This is a genomic window from Acinetobacter sp. Brlt_5 (genome assembly GCF_051949055.1).
In the GTDB taxonomy this organism is placed as follows: Bacteria; Pseudomonadota; Gammaproteobacteria; order Pseudomonadales; family Moraxellaceae; genus Acinetobacter; species Acinetobacter indicus.
Genome location: NZ_JAYJLP010000013.1, coordinates 1 through 20,774, shown reverse-complemented (window position 1 = coordinate 20,774; position 20,774 = coordinate 1). Strand labels below are relative to the sequence as shown.

Genomic DNA, 20,774 nt, shown 5'->3' with positions numbered 1-20,774 from the left:
CTTTAATCTGCCGATCCGTTGAGCCGAAGCTCGATTTCTTCCCTCACGCTACCGCAATTTAAGGTTTGCACAGAATATCTTTAGGCATCTGCCTGAAACTTTGTTACCATCCCCTGTCTCAATGGGTTTGTGATTTTTACTGCATATGACTTCATCTTATCAGCAACAACTTGATGCCAAAGTTGCACGTATTTCTGCACAGTTTGCCGAATTTAATCCTCCAGCACTGGAGGTGTTTGCCTCGCCTGAACAGCATTTCCGTATGCGTGCAGAATTCCGGATTTGGCATACCGAAGATGACCTGTTTTATGCCATGTTTGAACGCGATGAGCAGCAGAACAAAAAAGTCATTCGAATTGATGAATTTCCAATTGCCGATGCCAGCATCAACCAGTTAATGCCGGTACTGCTGAATGCCTTAAAAGCAGAACCGCTGTTATCCAATCGCCTGTTTGAAGTGCATTTTCTGGCGACCTTAAAAGGTGAAATGCTGGTTTCACTGATTTATCGCTGTCCATTAACTGCAGAGTGGGAAGCGCTGGCCAAACAGCTGGCCGAGCAACTGCAGATTAAGATTATTGGCCGGAGCCGTGGCCAGAAACTGGTGCTGAGCGATGAGTTTGTGGTGGAAGAACTGCAAGTCTTTGAGCGCCAATATCAATACAAACAGATTGAAAGCAGCTTTACCCAGCCGAATGCACGTGTTTGCCAGCACATGCTGGAATGGGCCTGTACAGCTGCCGGACACGCCAATCAGGATCTGTTAGAGCTGTACTGTGGCAATGGTAACTTTACCCTGCCGCTGTCGACCCGTTTTAATCGCGTCTTAGCCACAGAACTGGCCAAATCTTCAGTCTATGCGGCGCAGTGGAATATTGAGCAGAACCAGATTGACAATATTCAGGTGGCGCGTTTATCTGCCGAAGAATTTACCCAGGCCTACAACGGCGAGCGTGAATTCCGCCGTTTGCAGGAAGCCGGCATTGAGATGTCCAGCTATCAGTTTGATACCGTGTTTGTGGATCCACCACGTGCTGGTATTGATGCCGAAACCTTAAAACTGTTGCAGCGTTTTGAGCGGATTATTTATATCTCCTGTAATCCGGATACGCTGCATGACAATTTGCAGACTTTGGCCAGCACCCACAAGATCACCCAATTTGCCCTGTTTGACCAATTCCCTTATACCCATCATGTGGAATCTGGTGTCTTACTGGAAAAGATCTAAAACAATTTGTTTCAAATTATATTATTCAGCCCGAAAAGGAAGATTTTTTAATCTTCCTTTTTTCTTATAAAAATAAGCAACTTAGTTATAATCAAGGCTTATAGCCATCATAATTACGTTTAAACTGTTACAAGCTATCGAAATTTCTAGAGTCTGTTTGCTGCTTTTATCACTTTAGTCGACTTGCATTAATTTTTAAATTGGCTATATTTCGAGCTATGTTAGGTTGCAAATGAAGGCTCTATGAGTTTTTGGCAAAAGCTGTTCGCTCAGGAACAGCAAAACGAGCATAAGAATCAGATTGCTTGTGTTGAAAATGATTGCTCTTGTAAGACAAATGAACAGCTTCTTGAAGCTTTAGCAAAAGCGACAGATGAAGATGTGATTATCGGTATTAAAAAGGTTCTCGCTTCGCGCGGCTATAGCCGTAAAGAGTTGAATGAACTTCAACATTTACCCCTGCAATAGCAGAGTCTGACCACAGAAAAAGGCATTTAGAATTTCTAGGTGCCTTTTTTATTGGTCTCATTTTAATCAGATTTCTTAGTTTTGAAATTTTTTTCATGTATGCTCAAGGGCTTAGATCAGTCTTGATCGTATTTTTAATTCAATACATAACAATAAGGATACCGCTATGAATAACAAAATGATCGGCGCTCTTACCCTTCCACTGCTCTGCCTGGCCCTCACAGGCTGCGACCGTATGCCGGCAGAATGTGAAGAAGCCTGGGACAAGATGGACAGCTTGAGCACAAAAATGGGGCTTTCGGAAGAACAACGTCAATTCCAGAAAAAACAGTTTGAGGCCGGAATCAAAGAAATGTCGACTGAAGATGCCAAACGCCTCTGCAGCCAGCAAAACCAGACCCTGGGCATTATTGGCCAGTAGATTTTTCTGGCTCAGTCGCGCAGGCTGAATCATCAATATACGCCAGCATCGGGCCAACTGCGCGGTACTGGCGATGGCGTTTTAAGGCCGCAATATACACAGAAGATACTGAACCATCCAAGTACAGCGCATTCGGTGTCTTAAGCTGCTGCTGAAACAGCCGGGCAAAGTCATAAAAATTTATTGGCTGCTGGCTGATCACAAAATACAGGGTGGCGTCTTTCAGCCCAACGCCATTGCGGATTTTTCTGGAATCGGAATCCGGAATAAAGTTTGGGTTAATTTTTCCGTCAATCACCAGTATCGGGCCAGATTGGGTGGCATATTTCGGTTGCACATTGGCCTGCTGATACTGCTGGGTGGTCATCAACAGTGGATGCTTGTCCCAGGCCAGTACCCCATTCGGCTGAATCAGAAAATTGCCCCAGCCTTGGGTCTGGGTATTTAACTGGCTTACCCTCTTGCCCTCTTCAATATACAGCCCGACGGGTGCATAATCGGCATGGAACATCCCGGCATTCATGGCAAATTCCAGCTGCTGGCACGGTTGCAGATCATCCTGGAGCGCAGTGAAATAACGATAGGGCTGCTGTGCTGTATTCTTTAATACCAGCTTCAGCTGCGCCATTGATCGGATTTCCGTGACATCAAAATCACCCAGCGTATGTTTCAGCTGCCAGCTGTAGATTTGCGGCTGTGCCTGTGCCCAGTTTGCACTGCAAGCACCCAGCAGAATCAGCAGTTTTAACAGCGGTTTGGCAGTAACTCGTGCAAAGTACTGTCCTAACTTTTTCATTGCATCTGTTCCCTGTTCATCGTTGTATAATTCAGCCATTCTTGTCGCCACCCTGTCGATTCTTGTGCCAAGAAGCAGTACACTAGAGCTTTAAAATACACCTGTCACTTTACTAATGTCACAATGCTCAAGCAGAACACACGGTTCCCTTTAGGGGCGCATCTGATTGTCAAACATTTCGGCTACACCCACCACGGGATTTATGCCGGACGTGGTCGTGTTATTCATTATTCCGGTTTTGCGCATTTATTTAAAAAACATCCCATCGAAATCACCAGCCTGGACAAGTTCAGTCATGGAAAACCGGTGCATGTGCAGCATTATGATCAACCCAAATATAAAGGCCGTAAAGTGGTGCGCCGGATGCGTTCACGGATGCATGAAAATAATTATCACCTGATTATCAATAACTGCGAACATTTATGCACCTGGGCCATTACCGGCGTGGAAAGCAGTCCGCAAGTCTTCCGGATGATGAACCGCTTAACCACCATTGGTTATGTCAGCTCCTTAATGAGCTATATGAACAGCATGATGCTGACCCTGACCACCACCTGTTTTGCCCTGGTGCTGTATATTAAAAAGAAATTGCGCGACAAAGCCAAAATGCAGATGCCGACCCATCTGTTTTATAAACGCGATGAAAAGAAATAACACACCGGATCATCTGTAAATCAAATTTTTTTTTAATTTAACGTGCTACTTCCTTTCAACGTTTACTTTCCATTTTCAACACCGCATAAAAAAGCCCACTGAGTCCAGCAGGCTTTTTCAATCATCTAGCAAAATGCGCTTTTATTTGCCCGGTTTGAAGCTGTCTTTTAAGTCCAGAATACGGTTAAACACTGGCGTTTCGCTGGAATGATCATACTGATCCGCCACGAAATAACCTTCACGTTCAAACTGGAAACGATCTTCTGCTTGCGCTTGCGCTAAAGCCGGCTCAATAACCGCTTGTACCACTTTCAATGAGTCCGGATTCAGATTCGCCAGGAAGTCATCGCCGACTTCTGGGTCAGATTCGGTGAACAGACGGTCGTAAATACGCACTTCAGCTTTCACGCCTTTAGTGGCAGATACCCAGTGAATCACGCCTTTTACTTTACGGCCTTCCGGATTCTTACCTAAAGTTTCAGGGTCGATTGAACATTTCAGCTCAATAATTTCACCCTTGTCATCTTTAATGATTTCGTCGCACTTGATCACATAAGCATGACGTAAACGCACTTCACCGCCCGGAATCAGACGTTTAAAGCCTTTCGGTGGCTCTTCTTCGAAATCTTTACGGTCAATATAGATTTCAGAGGTTAGCGGAATGACACGCTCGCCCATATCTACGTTTGGATGACGCGAATGAGTCAGATCCATTTCTGCTGGCAGATTGGTTAACGTCACTTTTAATGGATTCAGCACGGCCATACCACGCGCTGCGGTATTTTCTAGCGACTGACGGATGCAGTATTCCAGCATTGCCACATCGACAATCCCGTCAGACTTCGACACACCAACGCGCTTACAGAAATCACGCAAGCCTTCCGGAGTAAAGCCACGACGACGCATACCCACTACAGTTGGCATACGCGGGTCGTCCCAACCCTTAACAAAACCACCTTCCACCAGACGGCGCAGCTTACGCTTTGAGGTAATGGTGTAATCGACGTTTAAACGGCTGGATTCATACTGACGTGGTACCGCCGCTGATTTTACCTTTTCCACCACCCAGTCATAGAACGGACGGTGATCCTGGAATTCAAGCGTACACAGTGAATGAGTAATGCCTTCAATCGCATCGGATAATGGATGCGCATAGTCGTACATTGGGTACATTTTCCATTTGTCACCAGTCTGGTGATGCTTGGAATGCAGCACGCGATACAAAATTGGGTCACGCATATGTACGTTTGGCGATGCCATATCAATTTTGGCACGTAATACCGCCTGGCCTTCGCCCAGCTCACCATTACGCATCTGTTCAAAACGCGCCAGGTTGTCTTCTACAGACGCATCACGGTACGGTGAGTTTTTACCCGGCTCGACAAATGAACCACGATTCAGCTTGATTTCTTCAGGAGTTTGCAAATCGACATAGGCATCACCCTGTTCAATTAACTGCACCGCCCAGCTATACAACTGGTCAAAATAGCTCGACGCATAGCGTGGCTCGCCATTCCAGTTAAAGCCCAACCATTTCACGTCGTTGGCAATACCATCTACATATTCTTGTTCTTCGGCATCCGGGTTGGTATCGTCAAAACGTAAGTTACATAAACCGTTAAATTCTTCGGCAATCCCGAAATTCAGGCAAATTGCTTTCACGTGACCAATATGTAAGTAACCGTTCGGTTCTGGTGGGAAACGTGTGATCACTTTTTCAGTACGGCCTGCGGCCAGATCATCGGTAATGACCTGACGTATAAAATCTAAGCCCGGCTGTTGTTCTTGCTGCGCAGCATCGACAGAGGCATGGTTACTTGGTGTCGGGGTGTTAGGCAGAGATGAAACAGCATCATTCGGCTTCATAGTTAATAAATCACTTCTAGATAAAAATTTAGGATAATTAAAACGCTATTCCCACTTTTTAACAAAGAAAATAACGTTTTTACTTGCCTTGTAGTTTACAGTTTGCTTATGCTTCTCTCAACCAAAAAACCCATGGCTTTTTTGTCCATGATTAGGAGATAACACAATGAGTTTTCCTCAAGTCGAATTAAACACCAACAAAGGTCGTATTGTTCTTGAGCTTAACACTGAAAAAGCACCTAAAACTGCTGAGAACTTCCTTCAATACGTTCGTGACGGTTTCTATGATGGCGTAATTTTCCACCGTGTCATCGATGGTTTCATGATTCAAGGCGGCGGCTTTGATGAAAACTTCAAAGAGAAAGCAACCCGTGATTCAATCGAAAACGAAGCAGACAACGGTCTGAGCAATGACGAAGGGACCATTGCAATGGCGCGTACCCAGGCTCCGCACTCTGCATCTGCTCAATTCTTCATTAACGTGAAAAACAACTCCTTCCTGAACCACACGGGCAAAACTGCACAAGGTTGGGGTTATGCCGTATTTGGTAAAGTGGTTGAAGGTATGGACGTAGTTGCTGAAATCAAAGGCGTACGTACAGGCAACCGTGGTTACCACGCTGATGTTCCACTAGAAAATGTGGTGATTGAATCTGCCAAGATCATTTCTGAATAAGAATCCCTCTCAACCTCCCTTTATTTAAGAGCGTTGGGAGATTCCAAGGAAAAGATTGTGACCTATCTGTTTATTTCAGATTTACATTTGTCACCTGATCACCCTCGACTCGTTCGGGGGTTTTTAGATTTATTACGTGCTTATCAGGATCAAAACACCCAGCTGTATATTTTAGGCGACTGGTTCAATGCCTGGATTGGCGATGACTACACCGCCCCTTGGCTGGATGAAATTGTCAGCGCTTTAAAACAGTTTAATGCCGCAGGCAATCAGCTGTATTTTCAGGTCGGCAACCGCGATTTCGCACTGCATGAGGTTTTTTTACAGCAGTTTAACGGGCAATTATTACCTGAAATTGACACCCTCACTATTGGCCAGACCCGTTATCGTCTGGAACATGGCGATGCCTTGTGCACCGATGATGTATCCTATCAGCGCTTTAAAAAAGTTATCCGTCATCCGCTCGTGCTGCGTATGTTAAGAAAAACTCCGCTGTCCTTTCGCAGCAAACTGGCCAACGGTTTTCGCAAACAAAGCCGCGCTTCTAAAGAAGTTAAATCGTATGAAGTGATGGATGTGAGTCCGGCTGCGGTAACGCAGGCTTTGGCCGAGGTGGATGTACTGATTCATGGTCATACCCATCGACCAGCCATCCATGAGCTGAATGGCAAAAAGCGGATTGTACTGGGGGACTGGCGTGCGCATGAGGCACTGATTCTGGAAATTGATCCTGAACAGCCTACCACTCACCTGCAACTGAAACGCTGGACCTATTAAGCAGCAGGTGGATGACTATAAATCCCCACCTCCTGCATCATCTGTCAGGTTAATAATGACCGCTTAATACCCCCCTTCAGGTTTTACCCAGCTCGCTCCGGTTTTATATTTGGCCAGCAGCTCACGCAAGGAATTCATTAATACGCTGGTATCGACACCGACAGCGACAAATTCGGTACCCAGTTCAATATATTTTTGCGTCACGTCATGTTGAGTCGATAAAATCCCGGCCGCTTTACCCGATGCGCGAATTCGTTGAATTGCATCAACCACTGCGTTTTGCACGTCAGGATGGTTCGGATTGCCTTCATAACCCATAGTGGCAGATAAATCTACTGCGCCAATAAATACCCCATCAATGCCCTCGACTTTTAAGATGTTATCCAGATTTTCCAGCCCTGTAACTGACTCAATCTGAATCAGCAAACAGATATTTTCATGTGCAGTGGCATAATAATCCGGAATACTGTTCCAGCGTGTGGCACGTGCCAAAGCCGCACCTACACCGCGAATCCCTTCCGGTGGATAACGCACTGCTTTAACCATCAGTTCGGCCTGCTCCACGGTTTCCACCATCGGAATCAATAAGGTTTGTGCGCCAATATCCAGCAACTGTTTAATAAGCTGCACACTGCCAATTGGCGGACGGACCACCGCCTGTGACGGATAGGCCGCAATACTTTGCAGCTGGGCCAGTGTGGTTCTTAAATCACTGGGCGCATGTTCCCCATCAATCAGCAACCAGTCATAACCGGCATTGGCCGCAATTTCAGTGCCATAGGCATCGGCCAGACCGACCCATAAACCAATCTGCTGCTGGGTTTTTAATTTATGTTTAAAGTGATTACGATAGTCCATCGACAGGCTCGCTATAGTCCACACCTGTCTCCATTAAATGCCGATTTTTAAAAATTGCCAATATTCAAAACCGCTGTTGTGATTTGATTTAACACTTAATCGGGCAATAACTGAAAATACGATGACCACATTTTAAGGTTAATTTTGACAATAAAATTGCAGCGAATATGCCATCAAAGCCGTCAAAATGGCGTATGATGCTGAAGGTTCAGCCTTTCTCAATTTATCCTTATTGCTGGAGTATCTTTATGGATTTGCTCGACGTCGTACGCAGCCGCTATACCACCAAAGCCTATGATCCTGCAAAAAAAATTCCTCAAGAGCAGTTTGAACGCTTTCTCGAAATTCTCCGTTTTACCCCCTCTTCTATTAATATCCAGCCTTGGCATTTCTTTATTGCCGAGCATGATGCAGCCAAGCAGCGCATTGCCAAAGCCCTGGTCGGGAAATATGCCTACAATGCGCCTAAAGTCTTAGATTCTTCTCACACCATTTTGTTCTGTACCAAAGCCGATATTAGCGATGAACATCTGGACAATTTGTTGCAGCAAGATGATGTCAGCGGCCGTTTTAAAGATGCCAGCGCCAAGCAGGGCCAGAAAGACAGCCGTAGCGGATATGTGGATTATTACCGCAATGAAAAAGGTGATATTCAGCGCTGGGCCGAAAACCAGACCTTTATTGCCTTGGGTCAGATGTTACTGGCTGCCGGTATTGAAGGTGTAGATGCCACCCCGATTGGCGGCTTTAATGAACAGATTCTGACAGAAGAACTAGAATTACAGGACAAGGGTTTAATTCCATCGGTGCTGCTGACCTTGGGCTATCGCAGTGAGCAGGACTTTAATGCTAAACTTCCCAAGTCACGCCTGAATAAAGATGAAATTTTCACCAAATTGTAAGAACTACATTACATAATACAGGGACGAAAGTCCCTGATTTCGGCTTGATTTTTGCTTTCCCTTTCACAACACAATAATAATAGACCGGAGAAGAAAGATGTCTATCCTTGCCCAGCTCCCAATGAAGTTTGAATGTCGTCAATGCAATAAACTGTATTTACATCAATATCAGCAGGAAAAACGCCATTATCCTCATTGTCCGAGCTGCCAGAAAGCCGGTCTGTTACTGGGCATTGCCGAACTTCAGGACCTGATCAAACATCCGCTGATTTTTGCTGCCAGCTTCATCAAATTCAAGCCGTCATCGCATAAGCTAAACACATCACACTGATGATGCCCAGACCCAGCCCGATGGCGGTGCTGGGTTTTAATTTTTCTTTAAAGAACAGCAAACCGCTGATTACCCCTAAAATTACCACCAGAATATTCATGCCAGCAAATACAACCGCCGGTGAATCTTTTAAAGCCATATGCGCCTTGACATAAAACGCGATATTGGCAAAATTCAGCATCCCCAAAATTAAGCCTGCCGCTATATTTTTGCCACTGCCCCAGCTTTTATGCTGAATCAGAATATACCCCAACGATAAAATAAAAGCGCAGATGAACATTAGGTTCAATACCAGCGCAAACTGCAGGCCTAAACCGGTGGTGTATTTCAGCAACACATCAATCAGCGCATAACCGACCCAGACCAAAGCCAGATACAGCATACCCGCCTGGGCGGACGATGAACCGCCACGATGCGAATATAAAATACACAGTACCGCTGCAATCCCCAGCGCAATCCCGACAATTTTCAGGCTATTAAACTGTTCCTGGAAAATAAAATAGGCCGCAGTTAAAGACAGCACCACCGACAGCCGCTGGGCAATTTCGGTTTTTAAAATTCCGGCAGTTTGTAATGCTTTGGCTAAAAACAGGAATACGCTTGGCAATAATACCCCTAAAGCCAGAATCAGCAGCCACGGCGTGTCGGTGAGGGACAGCTGTTGTACATTAGGCTGAAACCACCAAAAACACAGCACACTGGCCGAGGCATAATTCCAGCTGATCATCTGCAAAGGTGAATAGCCGCGGTTCTTTGCGACTTTCAAGAGAATCGACACCACCACACTACAAATGGCCGCTGCTAAAATCAGTTCCATGATCCACTCTTATCTGTATGCATTATTTGATCTGCTCTGCTGCACTATAGCGGTTCAGATACAGAAAAGCCCACGCAATGTGGGCTTTTTTTATAAATACTTCACTAGGAATTATTTATAACGATCTACCATTTTCTCTAAAGAAATTGGACGGATCTTGTCGGCATTGCCCGCAGTACCAAACGCTTCATAACGTGCAACACAAATATCTTTCATTGCATCGACAGTTTTAGCGAAGAATTTACGTGGGTCAAACTCGCTTGGTTTTTCAGCCATGAAGCGACGCATTGCACCAGTAGAGGCCAGACGCAAGTCGGTGTCGATGTTAATTTTACGTACACCGTGCTTAATCGCTTCAACCAGCTGCTCAACAGGTACACCATAAGTTTCCTTGATGTCACCGCCATACTGGTTAATGACTGCCAGCCATTCTTGTGGCACAGAACTTGAACCGTGCATCACCAGATGCGTATTTGGCAGCGCCGCATGAATTTCTTTAATACGGTCAATCGCCAGAATATCGCCTGTAGGTGGACGGGTGAATTTGTATGCACCGTGTGAAGTACCCACTGCAATTGCCAGTGCGTCTACATTGGTGTCTGCTACGAAAGAACGTGCTTCTTCAACTGAAGTCAGCAATTGAGAGTGATCCAGTACACCTTCTGCACCGACACCATCTTCTTCGCCGGCCATACCTGTTTCAAGGCTGCCCAGACAACCGATTTCACCTTCAACAGAAACGCCACATGCGTGCGCCATTTGTACCACACGACGGGTCACATCTACGTTGTATTCATATGAGGTTGGGGTTTTACCATCTTCACCCAGTGAACCATCCATCATGACTGATGAGAAGCCCAGCTGGATAGAACGTTGACAGACGTCAGGACTGGTACCGTGATCCTGGTGCATCACCACCGGAATGTGTGGCCATTCTTCAATTGCAGCCAAAATAAGATGACGTAAGAATGGTGCGCCTGCGTACTTACGGGCACCTGCAGATGCCTGTACGATTACAGGTGAATTCGTCGCATCTGCGGCCAACATGATTGCGCGCATTTGTTCTAAGTTGTTTACGTTAAACGCTGGTACGCCGTATCCGTGTTCACCGGCGTGATCCAATAGCTGGCGCATTGAAATAAGAGCCATAATATCCTCCCAGGTAATGCTGCATATTCTACATGGGGATTTGTTTCAATTCAGCAACAAAACGTCGTATTTAAAAAAAATCCCTGCCAATGCAGGGACTTTTATACAAATTACTACAATTTGTGGAGCATTTAGGATTATTGCGCTTCAGATGCTGGCGCTGCTGCGCTGTCTGGGGTTGCAGCATCTGCTGGTGCATTGGCCACTTCTTCAGGCACATCGGTATTGTTTTCATCAAGTACTGGCTGATCAATTGCATCAATCGCCGCTTGCTGTTCTGCAGAAATTTGCTCTGACGCTACAGCTGCTGATGCATCTGCAGTGGTCGCTGTTGCATTGTCGTCTTTTTTAGCACATGCAGTGAAAGCTAAAGATGCAGCAAGTAACGCGGCAAGAGTTAATTTTTGGTTCATCAGAATATCCTACAACCCGGTGATTTTTGATCATAATATTTCAGAAACATGACAGTTTTATGACTAAAAAATGAAGTGCATAAAAAAGGCTGACCGAGGTCAACCTTTTGTCATCTTGCAAGCGTGAGCGAATTAAGCACGTTCTAGCAATACGGCAACTGCTGGTAAGGTCTTGCCTTCTACAAACTCAAGGAAAGCACCGCCACCTGTAGAGATATAACCAATTTTGTCTGCAACTTCATATTTGTCGATGGCAGCCAAGGTGTCACCACCACCTGCAATTGAGAAGCCTTCTGATTCAGCAATCGCTAAAGACAGGGCTTTAGTCCCTTCACCGAACTGATCCACTTCGAATACGCCAACTGGGCCATTCCAGAGAATCGTTTTAGAAGTTTTCAAGATCTCAGCAAATGCTTTTGCCGTTTCTGGACCAACATCCAGAATCATGTCGTTGTCTGCCACATCTTCTACTTTTTTCACGGTTGCTTTGGCAGCCGCCAGTGAACCCAAGAAGTCATCAAAGTTGATTTCAGATGCATCTGCAACTACCACATCCGTTGGAAGTGGTACAGATACTTTGGCAGCAATGGCTTTGGCTGTGTCGATCAAATCATTTTCACACAGTGATTTACCCACGTTGTAACCCGCAGCGGCCAGGAAAGTATTGGCAATACCACCACCCACGATCAACTGGTCGCAAATGTCAGACAGTGACGTCAGTACATCCAGCTTGGTGGATACTTTAGAACCGGCAACAATCGCCACCATTGGTTTTTCTGGGGTTTGCAGTGCACGGCCCAAGGCATCCAGTTCAGCAGCCAGTAAAGGACCTGCTGCGGCAACTTTAGCAAGACGCGCAACACCTTCAGTTGACGCTTCTGCACGGTGCGCAGTACCAAATGCATCCATTACGAATACATCACACAGCGCTGCATATTTTGCTGCCAGCTCAGGATTGTTTTTCTTTTCACCCACGTTAAAGCGGCAGTTTTCAAGTAACACCACTTGACCTGCTTCTACTTCTACTCCATCCAGATAGTCAGTCAATAATTTGACTTCCTGGCCTAATGCTTCGGTCAGGTAAGCTGCGACAGGCGCAAGTGATTGTTCAGCTTTAGGTTCACCTTCAACAGGACGACCCAGGTGAGAATACACCATTACGGCTGCGCCTTTTTCCAAAGCTGCTTTAATTGTCGGTAAGGCAGCACGTAAACGCGCATCGCTGGTAATCACACCATTTTTCACCGGCACGTTTAAGTCTTCGCGGATCAGAACACGCTTTTGTGCCAGGTCGAGGTCAGTCATACGCTGAAAATTCATGTATAGCTCACTTTTTAGATATTAAAATCGCCAAGATTCTAAATGATTATGCAGAAAAAGGTTAGCTTCTTTTGCAGAAAAGCTAACGATTGCCAAAGTTTTGTTATGATAGAAAAAAAACAGACCTGATAATTTTTATGCCTATGTCTATACATCCAGATCCAACCCTGAACCGTTTAAATGTTTTAGGCGAGCCTTTGGCCAGCTGCTGTTTTGACCCGATTACCGGCTATTTTCGTAATGGCTTTTGCCATACGGCGCCCACGGATCTGGGCCAGCACACTGTTTGTGCACAAATGACCTCGGAATTTCTGAACTTTTCCCAGAAAATTGGCAATGACCTGATCACACCGTTGCCTGAAGTCGAATTTCCGGGCTTAAAACCGGGTGATTTCTGGTGTATTTGTGTGACCCGCTGGGTTGAAGCCTATCAGGCCGGTAAAGCACCACCCGTAAAAATTCAGGCCTGCCATCAGGCGGTACTGTCTTACGTTCCCTTAGATATTTTGATGGAATATGCTGTCTAATGAAGCGTCCGATTATTCTGGCGTCCAGCAGCCAGACCCGTAAAGAGCTGATGGACCGTTTAAAGCTCGACTATCAGTGTATGACACCCGACATTGATGAATCACCGCAAGGTGAAAACCATGCCGATGATCTGGCCAAACGGCTGGCTTTTGAAAAAGCCCAGAGTATTGCCGAGCAATATCCTGAAGCCATTGTGATTGGCTCCGATCAGGTGGCGTGGCGTGAAGGTGCGCCCGATATTTTTATTGGTAAACCGTTAAGCTCGGAAAAAGCCATTCGCCAGCTGCAGGCCAACTCGGACAAAATTGTCTACTTTAGTACTGCGCTGAGCGTACAGCAAAAATCCAGCGGTTTTGAACAGACCCTTGTCGAACACTACAAAGTCAAATTCCGTAAACTGAGTCTGGATGAAATCGAGCGCTATGTGGCACTGGAACAGCCGCTGCATTGTGCCGGCAGTTTTAAATGCGAAAGTCTGGGGATTAGCCTGTTTGAACAGATGATTGGCCAGGACCAGACCACCTTGATGGGCATGCCGATGATTCAGCTGTGCCAGATTCTCCGCCAGCTTAATCTGCAGATTCCCTAAACACGGTAATGCAATACCCAAAATGATCAGGCGCCTGTCCTGATCATTTTTTGCGCCACCTTTTCCCTTCTGCCACTTTTCTAAATTTCCTTAAGATGAAGTTCATCACTTGCACCACCGCACAACTCAAGGGACAATAACAGCTAAATTTATGTTGTAGTTATTTGACATGTCTCAACCTTTAGACGTTTTAGGCGGAATCACCGCTGAACAATTCCTTGCCGAATATTGGCAAAAAAAACCGCTGCTGGTGCGTAATGCTCTGCCTGAAATTGCCAATATTCTTGAGCCGAGTGATGTCATGGAGCTGGCACTGGACGAAAATATCAGCGCCCGCTTAATTAAACAGAAAGATCGTGATCCCAACCAGTGGTCCGTAAAATCTTCACCGCTATTAAAAGCCGATTTCCAGAAAATGCCAAAGCTGTGGACGCTGCTGGTCCAAGCGGTAGATCACTACTCTTTTGATCTGGCGGAACTGTGGAAAAAATTCCCGTTTATTCCGCAGTGGCGCCGTGATGACATTATGGTGTCATATGCGCCAAAAGGCGGTTCGGTCGGCAAACACTTCGACTTCTATGATGTATTTCTGGTGCAGGGCTATGGTCATCGCCGCTGGCAACTGGGCCAGATGTGTGATGCCGAAACCGAATTTGTTCCAGGCCAGCCGCTGAAATTACTGCCAGAAATGGACGTCAATTTTGATGAAGTGCTGGCACCAGGTGACCTGCTTTACGTACCACCAGGTTTATCGCACTATGGCGTGGCCGAAGATGACTGCCTGACCTTCTCTTTCGGTTTCCGTATGCCAAATATCAGCGACATGATGGATCGCGTCAGTGACAAGTTTTCTGACAACCAGTTGCTAAAAAATCCGTTGCAAGATCTGATCCGCGACCAGATCAGCCCGATTGGACAAATTACCCAGCCGGAACTGGAATATTTAAAAGCCGAATTGCTGGCACAACTGCACAACTCGACCGTGTTGGAAGATGCCATCATGAGCCTGATGTCAGAGCCAAAATATCCAGACAATATTCCAGAAGCAGAAGAAATTGGTACTGGCGATCTGGAAGATGCGCTAGATCAGGGCTATCAACTGATTTTAGAACCGGCTTCACGCCTGCTCTATACCGAAGAAGATGGCGAGTTACTGTTCTGGGCCAACGGTGAAGGTCTGTATATTTCGGATGAGTTTGCGTCGCTACTGAAGCAGATTGCTGATGGTGAACTCGTCGAGCTGAATGAAGACCTGTACCATGAAGACATTCTGGAAGATGTGGCCCAGTTACTCAATGATTCTGTGCTGATGCTGCTGCCTGCCGAAGATGCAGAAGATGAGGCCGAATAAGGGCCTAATCCTGAGGTGATACCACTAAAATCGCCTTGATTAAGGTATAACCGGGTGTAGAGTTCACCTTTAACTCTGCACCTATCCGCGCCAGACGCAGCTTCATACTGCGTACGCCAATACTCATCCCATGATCGAGCACCCCATGGGTATCAAAACCAATTCCATCATCCTGAATACTTAAACATAAAGTCTGTTCATCGGGAAAATCTAGCGTCACCTGTACATGCTTGGCCTGACTGTGCTTCACCACATTGGTCAGACTTTCTTCCAGCACCCGCATCAGGTTCAGACATTGCAGCGGTGTCGGTTGCACCACCCATTCACTGGCAATATTCCAGGTGGCCCGCATCTCAACTTCATCCATGAGCTGGCTGAACCGATGACGCACCGGCGCAATCCACAACACCGGCGTTTCCGGCACTTTGGCACCAATTGAGGAACCACTGTCAATAATTTGCCGCAAATCATCACGCAGTAATTTCAAGATCGACAGAAACTGGCGGTTACTCATGGGCTGCTCGCTCTGGTCGACCATAATCATCGAGCGTACCAGCGAAGCACCCAAGCCATCATGCAAATCATGCGAAAGATGAATCCGCTCCTGCAAACGCACATTTTCCAATTCCAGATAATGCTTTTCCGACATGCTCTGTTTTAAGTCTTCACGAACCTCAAACACGCGATATTCAAGTTGCTGGTTAAACTGCTCAATTTTCTGCATGCTTTTGGTGGTGCGAATCCCGAGAATTAAGGCAATAAACAGCGTCACCACCGGTGAGGTATACGGCGATAAGGGCTGTAAATCGGTATCAAACGGTGCAGCCAAAAGTGCAATATCTAAAGCGGCAAAAATAATAATCAGGCTTAAACAGATCACCAGCAGGATATTTTCTACACGTGGTACGCGGAAGGTTAAACGCAGCAGGTACAGGAAAACCCCGAAAAATAACAGGCTATAGCCTAAAAATACCAGCCCGAAAACGGTTTGTGCATAATCGAGCGGCGTCACGAAAATCCCCAAAATCACCGCCACCGAACAGATAAAGGCGGTTTCTTCCAGTATCGGAAATTTTTTATCAACAAAACGCAGTAAATAGACAATAAACGACAGAATATACAGCACAAAAAAGGCGATATTGGCCTGTGCCGCTATCAGCGTATTCGGGAAGGGATAGGTTTCTGTACTAATAATATTGGAGACAAATAACAGCCACAGCAAACAGCTTAAGGCAAACCAGCCATAACTGACTTCTTTACGCCGAAACAGCCAGATCACCAGACACAACACACCCAAGGTCGCCGATAAAATTGCATTAATCACAAATAAGGTACGACGATCCCAGATCTGTTGCTGATATTCCGTATAACTGTTATAGACATTATGGAAGGAAACATCACCAAGACCGGCAGATTGAAAGGCATAGCCCCGCACATAAACTAAAATTTCATTCTGGTCGGGACGCAGGCCGCTAATCGGTAAAATCCAGTAGCGTGGCATATTCCAGCTTTTGGAGAGTGGTTCTTCCAGATGCCGGTTTGACCAGATTAAATCGCGGTTTAAAAACACCGCACCCGCACTGTTTAAATAATTAATAGAAAATACTATCGACTGATCCAGCACGGCCGGTTCCTGACAGGACCAGTTCCAGACAATTTTGTACCACACCCCACCGTTATAATCCGGCCAGCGTTCACTCCAGCGATCAGGCAACGTCACAGGTTGCCATCCTGTATGTGGATGGCTATGAATATCCGGTGTCTGTACGGTGCTGACCGACTGAATATTAACCTGACAATACGGGTCTATGGCATAGCTTTGCTCTGCATACGCACTCGATAGACAAAGATAAAGACAACAGCCGCACCAAAACTGGAGCAATCTGTAGATCATAAAATGCCTAATGAGCGCGCTGTACTGACTGCCTTGGTACGTTTACTCACCGAGAGCTTGCGATAAATATGCTTGATATGACTTTCCACGGTATACCGCGACACAAACAGCTGCTCGGCAATTTCCCGATTACTCAGGCCCTGCGCGACCAGATTTAGAATTTCATGTTCACGGTTGGTCAGCTGTTCAATATCTTCATCGGGCTGTTTAAACGGCTTGGCAATTTCCTGCGGCTTCTGTACTGAAATCTGTGACAGTATTTCCCGGGCAATAAAGGGATCAATCGGTGCGCCGCCTCTTAAAATACTGCGGATGGCCATGATCACTTCAGTATCGTCGCGTTCTTTTAACACATAACCGGTAGCGCCCGCCTGAATGGCCGAAAACAGGCTGTTTTGCGTACTCCAGGCCGAAATCACCAAAATTAGTACACTGCTGTCTTTGGCCCGAAGCTGTTCAATCAGTTCAATTCCATTGCCATCTGGCAACCCCAAATCGACCAGCGCCAAAGACACCGGCTGTTCTTCAATTTTCTGTAATGCTGCTTTTAAATGGCTAACAAAAATCAGCATGTCATTGCTGTAGCCCATTTCAAGGAGGATATGTCTGAGGCGTGACTGAATCATGGGTTCATCTTCCACAATCAGCACAGGGGCCGGTAATATTGATTCTGTAATGTCCACTGTCTTCCCCGATCTTTTAACTTTCAATATAGCGATATTATTAAACGGTTCTCTATCCCTAGAATTAAGGAATTTCAGAGTGTTAGCACTGTTATTTTTATGATTTCAGCATAGCAGCTATTTTTTAATTTTTATAGATTTCATTGCTCATTTTTAAGCTGTGCTAAAGCCCTTGCCAAATTTCACAAATCATTACTTGTATGCCCTATTCAGAATCTGCACAGTAATACTAGATTGAATTCACAATGGAAAAATCATAACAATGCCAAGTCCAGCCCAAGCCATTCGCCATAAACTTTTAAATACGTTCTTCTCCCGTCACTCGGTCTGGTTTGCCTGTATTTTAATTGCGCTGGGGATTACATGGCTTAGGCTATTTTATGAGCCACATTATATTTATTATTTTCTGTCCGATAGCGTAATTAACTCGCTCTGGCTAATCACCACGCTGCTGAGTCTGGTCGGTCTGTATGATGTGATTCAGACCAAGCATTCCATTCTGAAAAACTACCCGATTATGGGTCATTTCCGGTTTATTTTTGAAGATTTCCGCCCCGAAATTCGCCAGTATTTTATTGAGGCCGATCAGGATGCCCAGCCTTTTTCCCGCATGCAGCGCAGTCTGGTCTATCAACGTGCCAAAAATGAAAATGCCGATAAACCGTTTGGCTCGATTTTGGATGTGTACGAAGCCGATTACCGTTTTATTGTGCATTCCTTGCGCCCCTGCCCACCGGCTGATCCAAAAACCTTTCGGATTCATATTGGCAATGAACAATGCAGCCAGCCTTATAATGCGTCGATTTTAAATATTTCTGCCATGAGTTTTGGCAGCCTGAGTGCCAATGCCATCCGTGCCTTAAATAAAGGCGCCAAACTCGGTAGCTTTTATCATGACACTGGTGAAGGCAGCCTTAGCCCGTATCATCTGGAATATGGCGGTGATATTGTCTGGCAAATTGCCAGTGGCTACTTTGGTTGCCGCACCGCAGAAGGTTTATTTGATCCGGAAAAATTTGCCCGTCAGGCCGGTAATCCGAATATCAAGATGATTGAACTCAAACTCTCTCAAGGTGCCAAGCCGGGCCATGGCGGTATTTTGCCGAAACATAAAATCTCAGAAGAAATCTCGCAGATTCGTGGTGTGCCACGTGACCGCGATTGTGTATCGCCATCGCGCCATCCAAGCTTTAGTACCCCAATTGAAATGCTGCAGTTTTTACAGCAGTTACGCGATTTATCGGGTGGTAAACCGGTGGGCTTTAAACTATGTATTGGTCAGCCCTGGCAATTTATGAGTATCGTCAAAGCCATGCTGGTGACCAAAATTGTGCCTGACTTTATTGTGGTGGATGGCTCGGAAGGCGGTACCGGTGCCTCCCCGATTGAGTTTAGTGACTATATTGGTACGCCGCTGCGTGAAGGCTTACTATTTGTGCATAACACTTTGGTTGGCGCCGGCCTGCGCAGTAAAATCAAGCTCGGGGCCAGCGGTAAAATTATCAGTGCCTTTGATATTGCCAGTACCTTTGCCTTAGGCGCAGACTGGGTCAATTCAGCCCGTGGTTTTATGTTTGCCGTTGGCTGTATTCAGGCGCAAAGCTGTCATACCAACCAATGTCCGGTCGGTGTCGCCACACAAGATAAAGACCGTCAAAAAGCGCTACATGTACCCTCCAAAGCAGAACGGGTCTATAACTTCCATAAAAATACCATGCATGCCCTGTCGGAAATGATTGCGGCAGCCGGTTTAAAACACCCGGCCGACATTCGTGCCCATCATCTGGCGCAGCGGATTAACGACCGGGAAATTAAAAACTATGCCCAGCTGCATTTCTGGTTGAAAGAAGGCGAATTACTGAGCTGTGAAAATAAAGATGAAGAAAACTTTTATTTCCGTATGTGGAATTTGGCCAAAGCGGAAGAATTTTAAAAAAAGAGGCTCAGGCCATTGCTGTCCCACAATTTTTCACAAGAGGAAGCTCATTTGAGCTTCCTCTTGTTTTATGGGTATTTTATCGGGTGAAAATAAAGTGTGTGATTCATAGAGATCGTTTCAATTTAGCGATCTCTAAATCCATCTTGTAATTGGCGTGTTGAATCCGTTCATTGGATGGGTTGTATTGCTTCTGGACCTCATCAGAGAAAGGGGTTTCTTCACATAATTCAAAGTACCTTTCCATCGGTGTTTTACCTTTCAAAGCTGAATGTGGTCTCATCCAGTTATAGTAATGCTGCCATTCGGCTAGCTTGTCTTGGATATCTTCAGAATTAATATCGACAGTAGCGTAGAACTCAGATTTATCAGTCTTTTGAGAACGCTCTACCTTGCCATTCAAATGAGGTGAACCTGGTTTATTTGGCCTAAATTTGATTCCATGCTGCATCAATTTTTTCTGTACTTTTTCAGCAAAAAATTCCCGCCCACGATCGGTCTGTATTCGCTGTATGGGAAAAGGCATTTCTTCAATTACGCAGTCTAAAAAGTCGAGCGTATTCGCCGCTGTTCGGCGTTTATATATCCTTAAAACCCGATATCGTGTGCAGTCATCGATAGATGTGTACTGATATAGCCCAGGACCCAGTTTACAGGTATCCATTTGAATTCTATCGCCTGGTAGTGGGCGTTCATAACGAATGAAATCTGCTTTACGACGGAATTTTTTAATTGGTTTGACTTGATGGGTGGATAGTACTTTATGGATAGTCGCTAAGGACAACGAGACTCCGTGCAGCCTCATCAATTCTGTTTGCAAACGTCGAGCACCCAGATTTCTAGCCGAGCGTATTTCCAATATTAAGGCCTCTAGCTCAGCATTGATTTTAGTATTTGGAGATTTTAATGGGCGTTTACTCTGACTACTTAATCCATCAATACCTTGATCAGAATATCGTTTCCACCACTTGCGTAATGTTGGTCTAGAAATGCCACATCTCCGACAGACTAGGCCAGCATCATTGGTCTCTTCAAATAATTTAACCCATACGAGTCTTTGTTGAATTTCTCTGTTCATAGACACCAATTATATTGAAATGATGTCTATGAATCACAC

The 20,774-nt window shown here is 45.6% G+C and carries 22 protein-coding genes; 12 read left to right on the top strand and 10 right to left on the bottom strand.

Annotated features, from left to right (window positions below):
- The first annotated feature begins 145 nt into the window (after nucleotides 1-145).
- From trmA to VF685_RS09785, 3 genes are all read left to right on the top strand, one after another.
- Entirely contained in the window at nucleotides 146-1,228 is a 1,083-nt protein-coding gene (trmA, locus tag VF685_RS09795; RefSeq protein ID WP_087662276.1) for a tRNA (uridine(54)-C5)-methyltransferase TrmA, read from the top strand.
- Nucleotides 1,229-1,471: 243 nt separating this feature from the next.
- Entirely contained in the window at nucleotides 1,472-1,696 is a 225-nt protein-coding gene (locus VF685_RS09790; RefSeq protein ID WP_005178553.1) for a hypothetical protein, read from the top strand.
- Between the two features lie 166 nt (nucleotides 1,697-1,862).
- On the top strand, nucleotides 1,863-2,117 hold the full coding sequence (locus VF685_RS09785; protein ID WP_225876358.1) for a hypothetical protein: 255 nt from the start codon (nucleotides 1,863-1,865) through the stop codon (nucleotides 2,115-2,117).
- On the opposite strand, the gene VF685_RS09780 is transcribed toward VF685_RS09785, so the two are convergent.
- A complete protein-coding gene (locus tag VF685_RS09780) occupies nucleotides 2,104-2,952 on the bottom strand; it encodes a phosphodiester glycosidase family protein (protein ID WP_440203625.1) in 849 nt (282 codons plus the stop codon). The two genes, VF685_RS09785 and VF685_RS09780, sit on opposite strands and share 14 nt — an antisense overlap.
- Nucleotides 2,953-3,036: 84 nt before the next feature.
- Between VF685_RS09780 and VF685_RS09775 the strand changes: the two genes are divergently transcribed.
- Nucleotides 3,037-3,567: a lecithin retinol acyltransferase family protein gene (locus VF685_RS09775; protein WP_005178558.1), complete on the top strand. Its 531-nt coding sequence runs from the start codon at nucleotides 3,037-3,039 to the stop codon at nucleotides 3,565-3,567.
- A gap of 141 nt (nucleotides 3,568-3,708) precedes the next feature.
- On the opposite strand, the gene VF685_RS09770 is transcribed toward VF685_RS09775, so the two are convergent.
- The gene (locus tag VF685_RS09770; protein ID WP_163170192.1) at nucleotides 3,709-5,433 is read right to left on the bottom strand and encodes a glutamine--tRNA ligase/YqeY domain fusion protein; all 1,725 of its coding nucleotides are present in this window, start codon (nucleotides 5,431-5,433) and stop codon (nucleotides 3,709-3,711) included.
- Between the two features lie 166 nt (nucleotides 5,434-5,599).
- Between VF685_RS09770 and VF685_RS09765 the strand changes: the two genes are divergently transcribed.
- Nucleotides 5,600-6,109, top strand: a complete 510-nt coding sequence (locus tag VF685_RS09765) for a peptidylprolyl isomerase (protein ID WP_005178561.1) — start codon at nucleotides 5,600-5,602, stop codon at nucleotides 6,107-6,109.
- A 57-nt stretch (nucleotides 6,110-6,166) separates the two neighbouring features.
- Nucleotides 6,167-6,886, top strand: coding sequence for a UDP-2,3-diacylglucosamine diphosphatase (locus VF685_RS09760; protein WP_286385060.1), 720 nt, complete (start codon nucleotides 6,167-6,169; stop codon nucleotides 6,884-6,886).
- Between the two features lie 63 nt (nucleotides 6,887-6,949).
- Here VF685_RS09760 and hpaI read toward each other — a convergent pair whose 3' ends face one another.
- Entirely contained in the window at nucleotides 6,950-7,744 is a 795-nt protein-coding gene (gene hpaI / locus VF685_RS09755) for a 4-hydroxy-2-oxoheptanedioate aldolase (protein ID WP_075166833.1), read from the bottom strand.
- Between the two features lie 248 nt (nucleotides 7,745-7,992).
- On the opposite strand from hpaI, the gene nfsB reads away from it, so the two are divergent.
- Together nfsB and VF685_RS09745 are read left to right on the top strand one after the other, a co-directional pair.
- On the top strand, nucleotides 7,993-8,646 hold the full coding sequence (gene nfsB, locus VF685_RS09750) for an oxygen-insensitive NAD(P)H nitroreductase (protein WP_005178567.1): 654 nt from the start codon (nucleotides 7,993-7,995) through the stop codon (nucleotides 8,644-8,646).
- Nucleotides 8,647-8,743: 97 nt separating this feature from the next.
- On the top strand, nucleotides 8,744-8,977 hold the full coding sequence (locus VF685_RS09745) for a hypothetical protein (RefSeq protein ID WP_005178570.1): 234 nt from the start codon (nucleotides 8,744-8,746) through the stop codon (nucleotides 8,975-8,977).
- On the opposite strand, the gene VF685_RS09740 is transcribed toward VF685_RS09745, so the two are convergent.
- From VF685_RS09740 to VF685_RS09725, 4 genes are all read right to left on the bottom strand, one after another.
- Nucleotides 8,940-9,794 (bottom strand): DMT family transporter, encoded by an 855-nt coding sequence (locus VF685_RS09740; protein WP_104490401.1) that lies wholly within the window; start codon nucleotides 9,792-9,794, stop codon nucleotides 8,940-8,942. The genes VF685_RS09745 and VF685_RS09740 overlap by 38 nt on opposite strands.
- A 111-nt stretch (nucleotides 9,795-9,905) precedes the next feature.
- A complete protein-coding gene (gene fba / locus VF685_RS09735) occupies nucleotides 9,906-10,943 on the bottom strand; it encodes a class II fructose-bisphosphate aldolase (protein ID WP_005178575.1) in 1,038 nt (345 codons plus the stop codon).
- 137 nt (nucleotides 10,944-11,080) lie between these two features.
- Nucleotides 11,081-11,356 carry a hypothetical protein gene (locus VF685_RS09730; protein ID WP_005178577.1) on the bottom strand — a complete coding sequence of 92 codons (276 nt, stop codon included), beginning with the start codon at nucleotides 11,354-11,356 and terminating at the stop codon, nucleotides 11,081-11,083.
- 132 nt (nucleotides 11,357-11,488) lie between these two features.
- Nucleotides 11,489-12,676 (bottom strand): phosphoglycerate kinase, encoded by a 1,188-nt coding sequence (locus VF685_RS09725; protein ID WP_005178578.1) that lies wholly within the window; start codon nucleotides 12,674-12,676, stop codon nucleotides 11,489-11,491.
- 143 nt (nucleotides 12,677-12,819) lie between these two features.
- Here VF685_RS09725 and VF685_RS09720 point away from each other — a divergent pair, with 143 nt between their 5' ends.
- The 3 genes from VF685_RS09720 to VF685_RS09710 all read left to right on the top strand — a co-directional run bounded on the left by VF685_RS09720 (nucleotide 12,820) and on the right by VF685_RS09710 (nucleotide 15,144).
- Nucleotides 12,820-13,203, top strand: coding sequence for a DUF2237 family protein (locus VF685_RS09720; protein WP_034597805.1), 384 nt, complete (start codon nucleotides 12,820-12,822; stop codon nucleotides 13,201-13,203).
- Nucleotides 13,203-13,793, top strand: a complete 591-nt coding sequence (locus VF685_RS09715) for a Maf family protein (protein WP_005178582.1) — start codon at nucleotides 13,203-13,205, stop codon at nucleotides 13,791-13,793. Before VF685_RS09720 ends, VF685_RS09715 begins: the two co-directional genes overlap by 1 nt.
- A gap of 169 nt (nucleotides 13,794-13,962) precedes the next feature.
- The gene (locus tag VF685_RS09710; protein WP_127798858.1) at nucleotides 13,963-15,144 is read left to right on the top strand and encodes a ribosomal protein uL16 3-hydroxylase; all 1,182 of its coding nucleotides are present in this window, start codon (nucleotides 13,963-13,965) and stop codon (nucleotides 15,142-15,144) included.
- 4 nt (nucleotides 15,145-15,148) lie between these two features.
- On the opposite strand, the gene VF685_RS09705 is transcribed toward VF685_RS09710, so the two are convergent.
- A complete protein-coding gene (locus tag VF685_RS09705) occupies nucleotides 15,149-17,038 on the bottom strand; it encodes a sensor histidine kinase (protein ID WP_407061116.1) in 1,890 nt (629 codons plus the stop codon).
- Nucleotides 17,035-17,721, bottom strand: coding sequence for a response regulator (locus VF685_RS09700; protein ID WP_016659055.1), 687 nt, complete (start codon nucleotides 17,719-17,721; stop codon nucleotides 17,035-17,037). Before VF685_RS09700 ends, VF685_RS09705 begins: the two co-directional genes overlap by 4 nt.
- Before the next feature lie 262 nt (nucleotides 17,722-17,983).
- Here VF685_RS09700 and VF685_RS09695 point away from each other — a divergent pair, with 262 nt between their 5' ends.
- Entirely contained in the window at nucleotides 17,984-19,654 is a 1,671-nt protein-coding gene (locus VF685_RS09695) for an FMN-binding glutamate synthase family protein (RefSeq protein WP_180087731.1), read from the top strand.
- A 109-nt stretch (nucleotides 19,655-19,763) separates the two neighbouring features.
- On the opposite strand, the gene VF685_RS09690 is transcribed toward VF685_RS09695, so the two are convergent.
- Entirely contained in the window at nucleotides 19,764-20,735 is a 972-nt protein-coding gene (locus VF685_RS09690; RefSeq protein ID WP_440203624.1) for an IS481 family transposase, read from the bottom strand.
- Nucleotides 20,736-20,774: the final 39 nt, after the last annotated feature.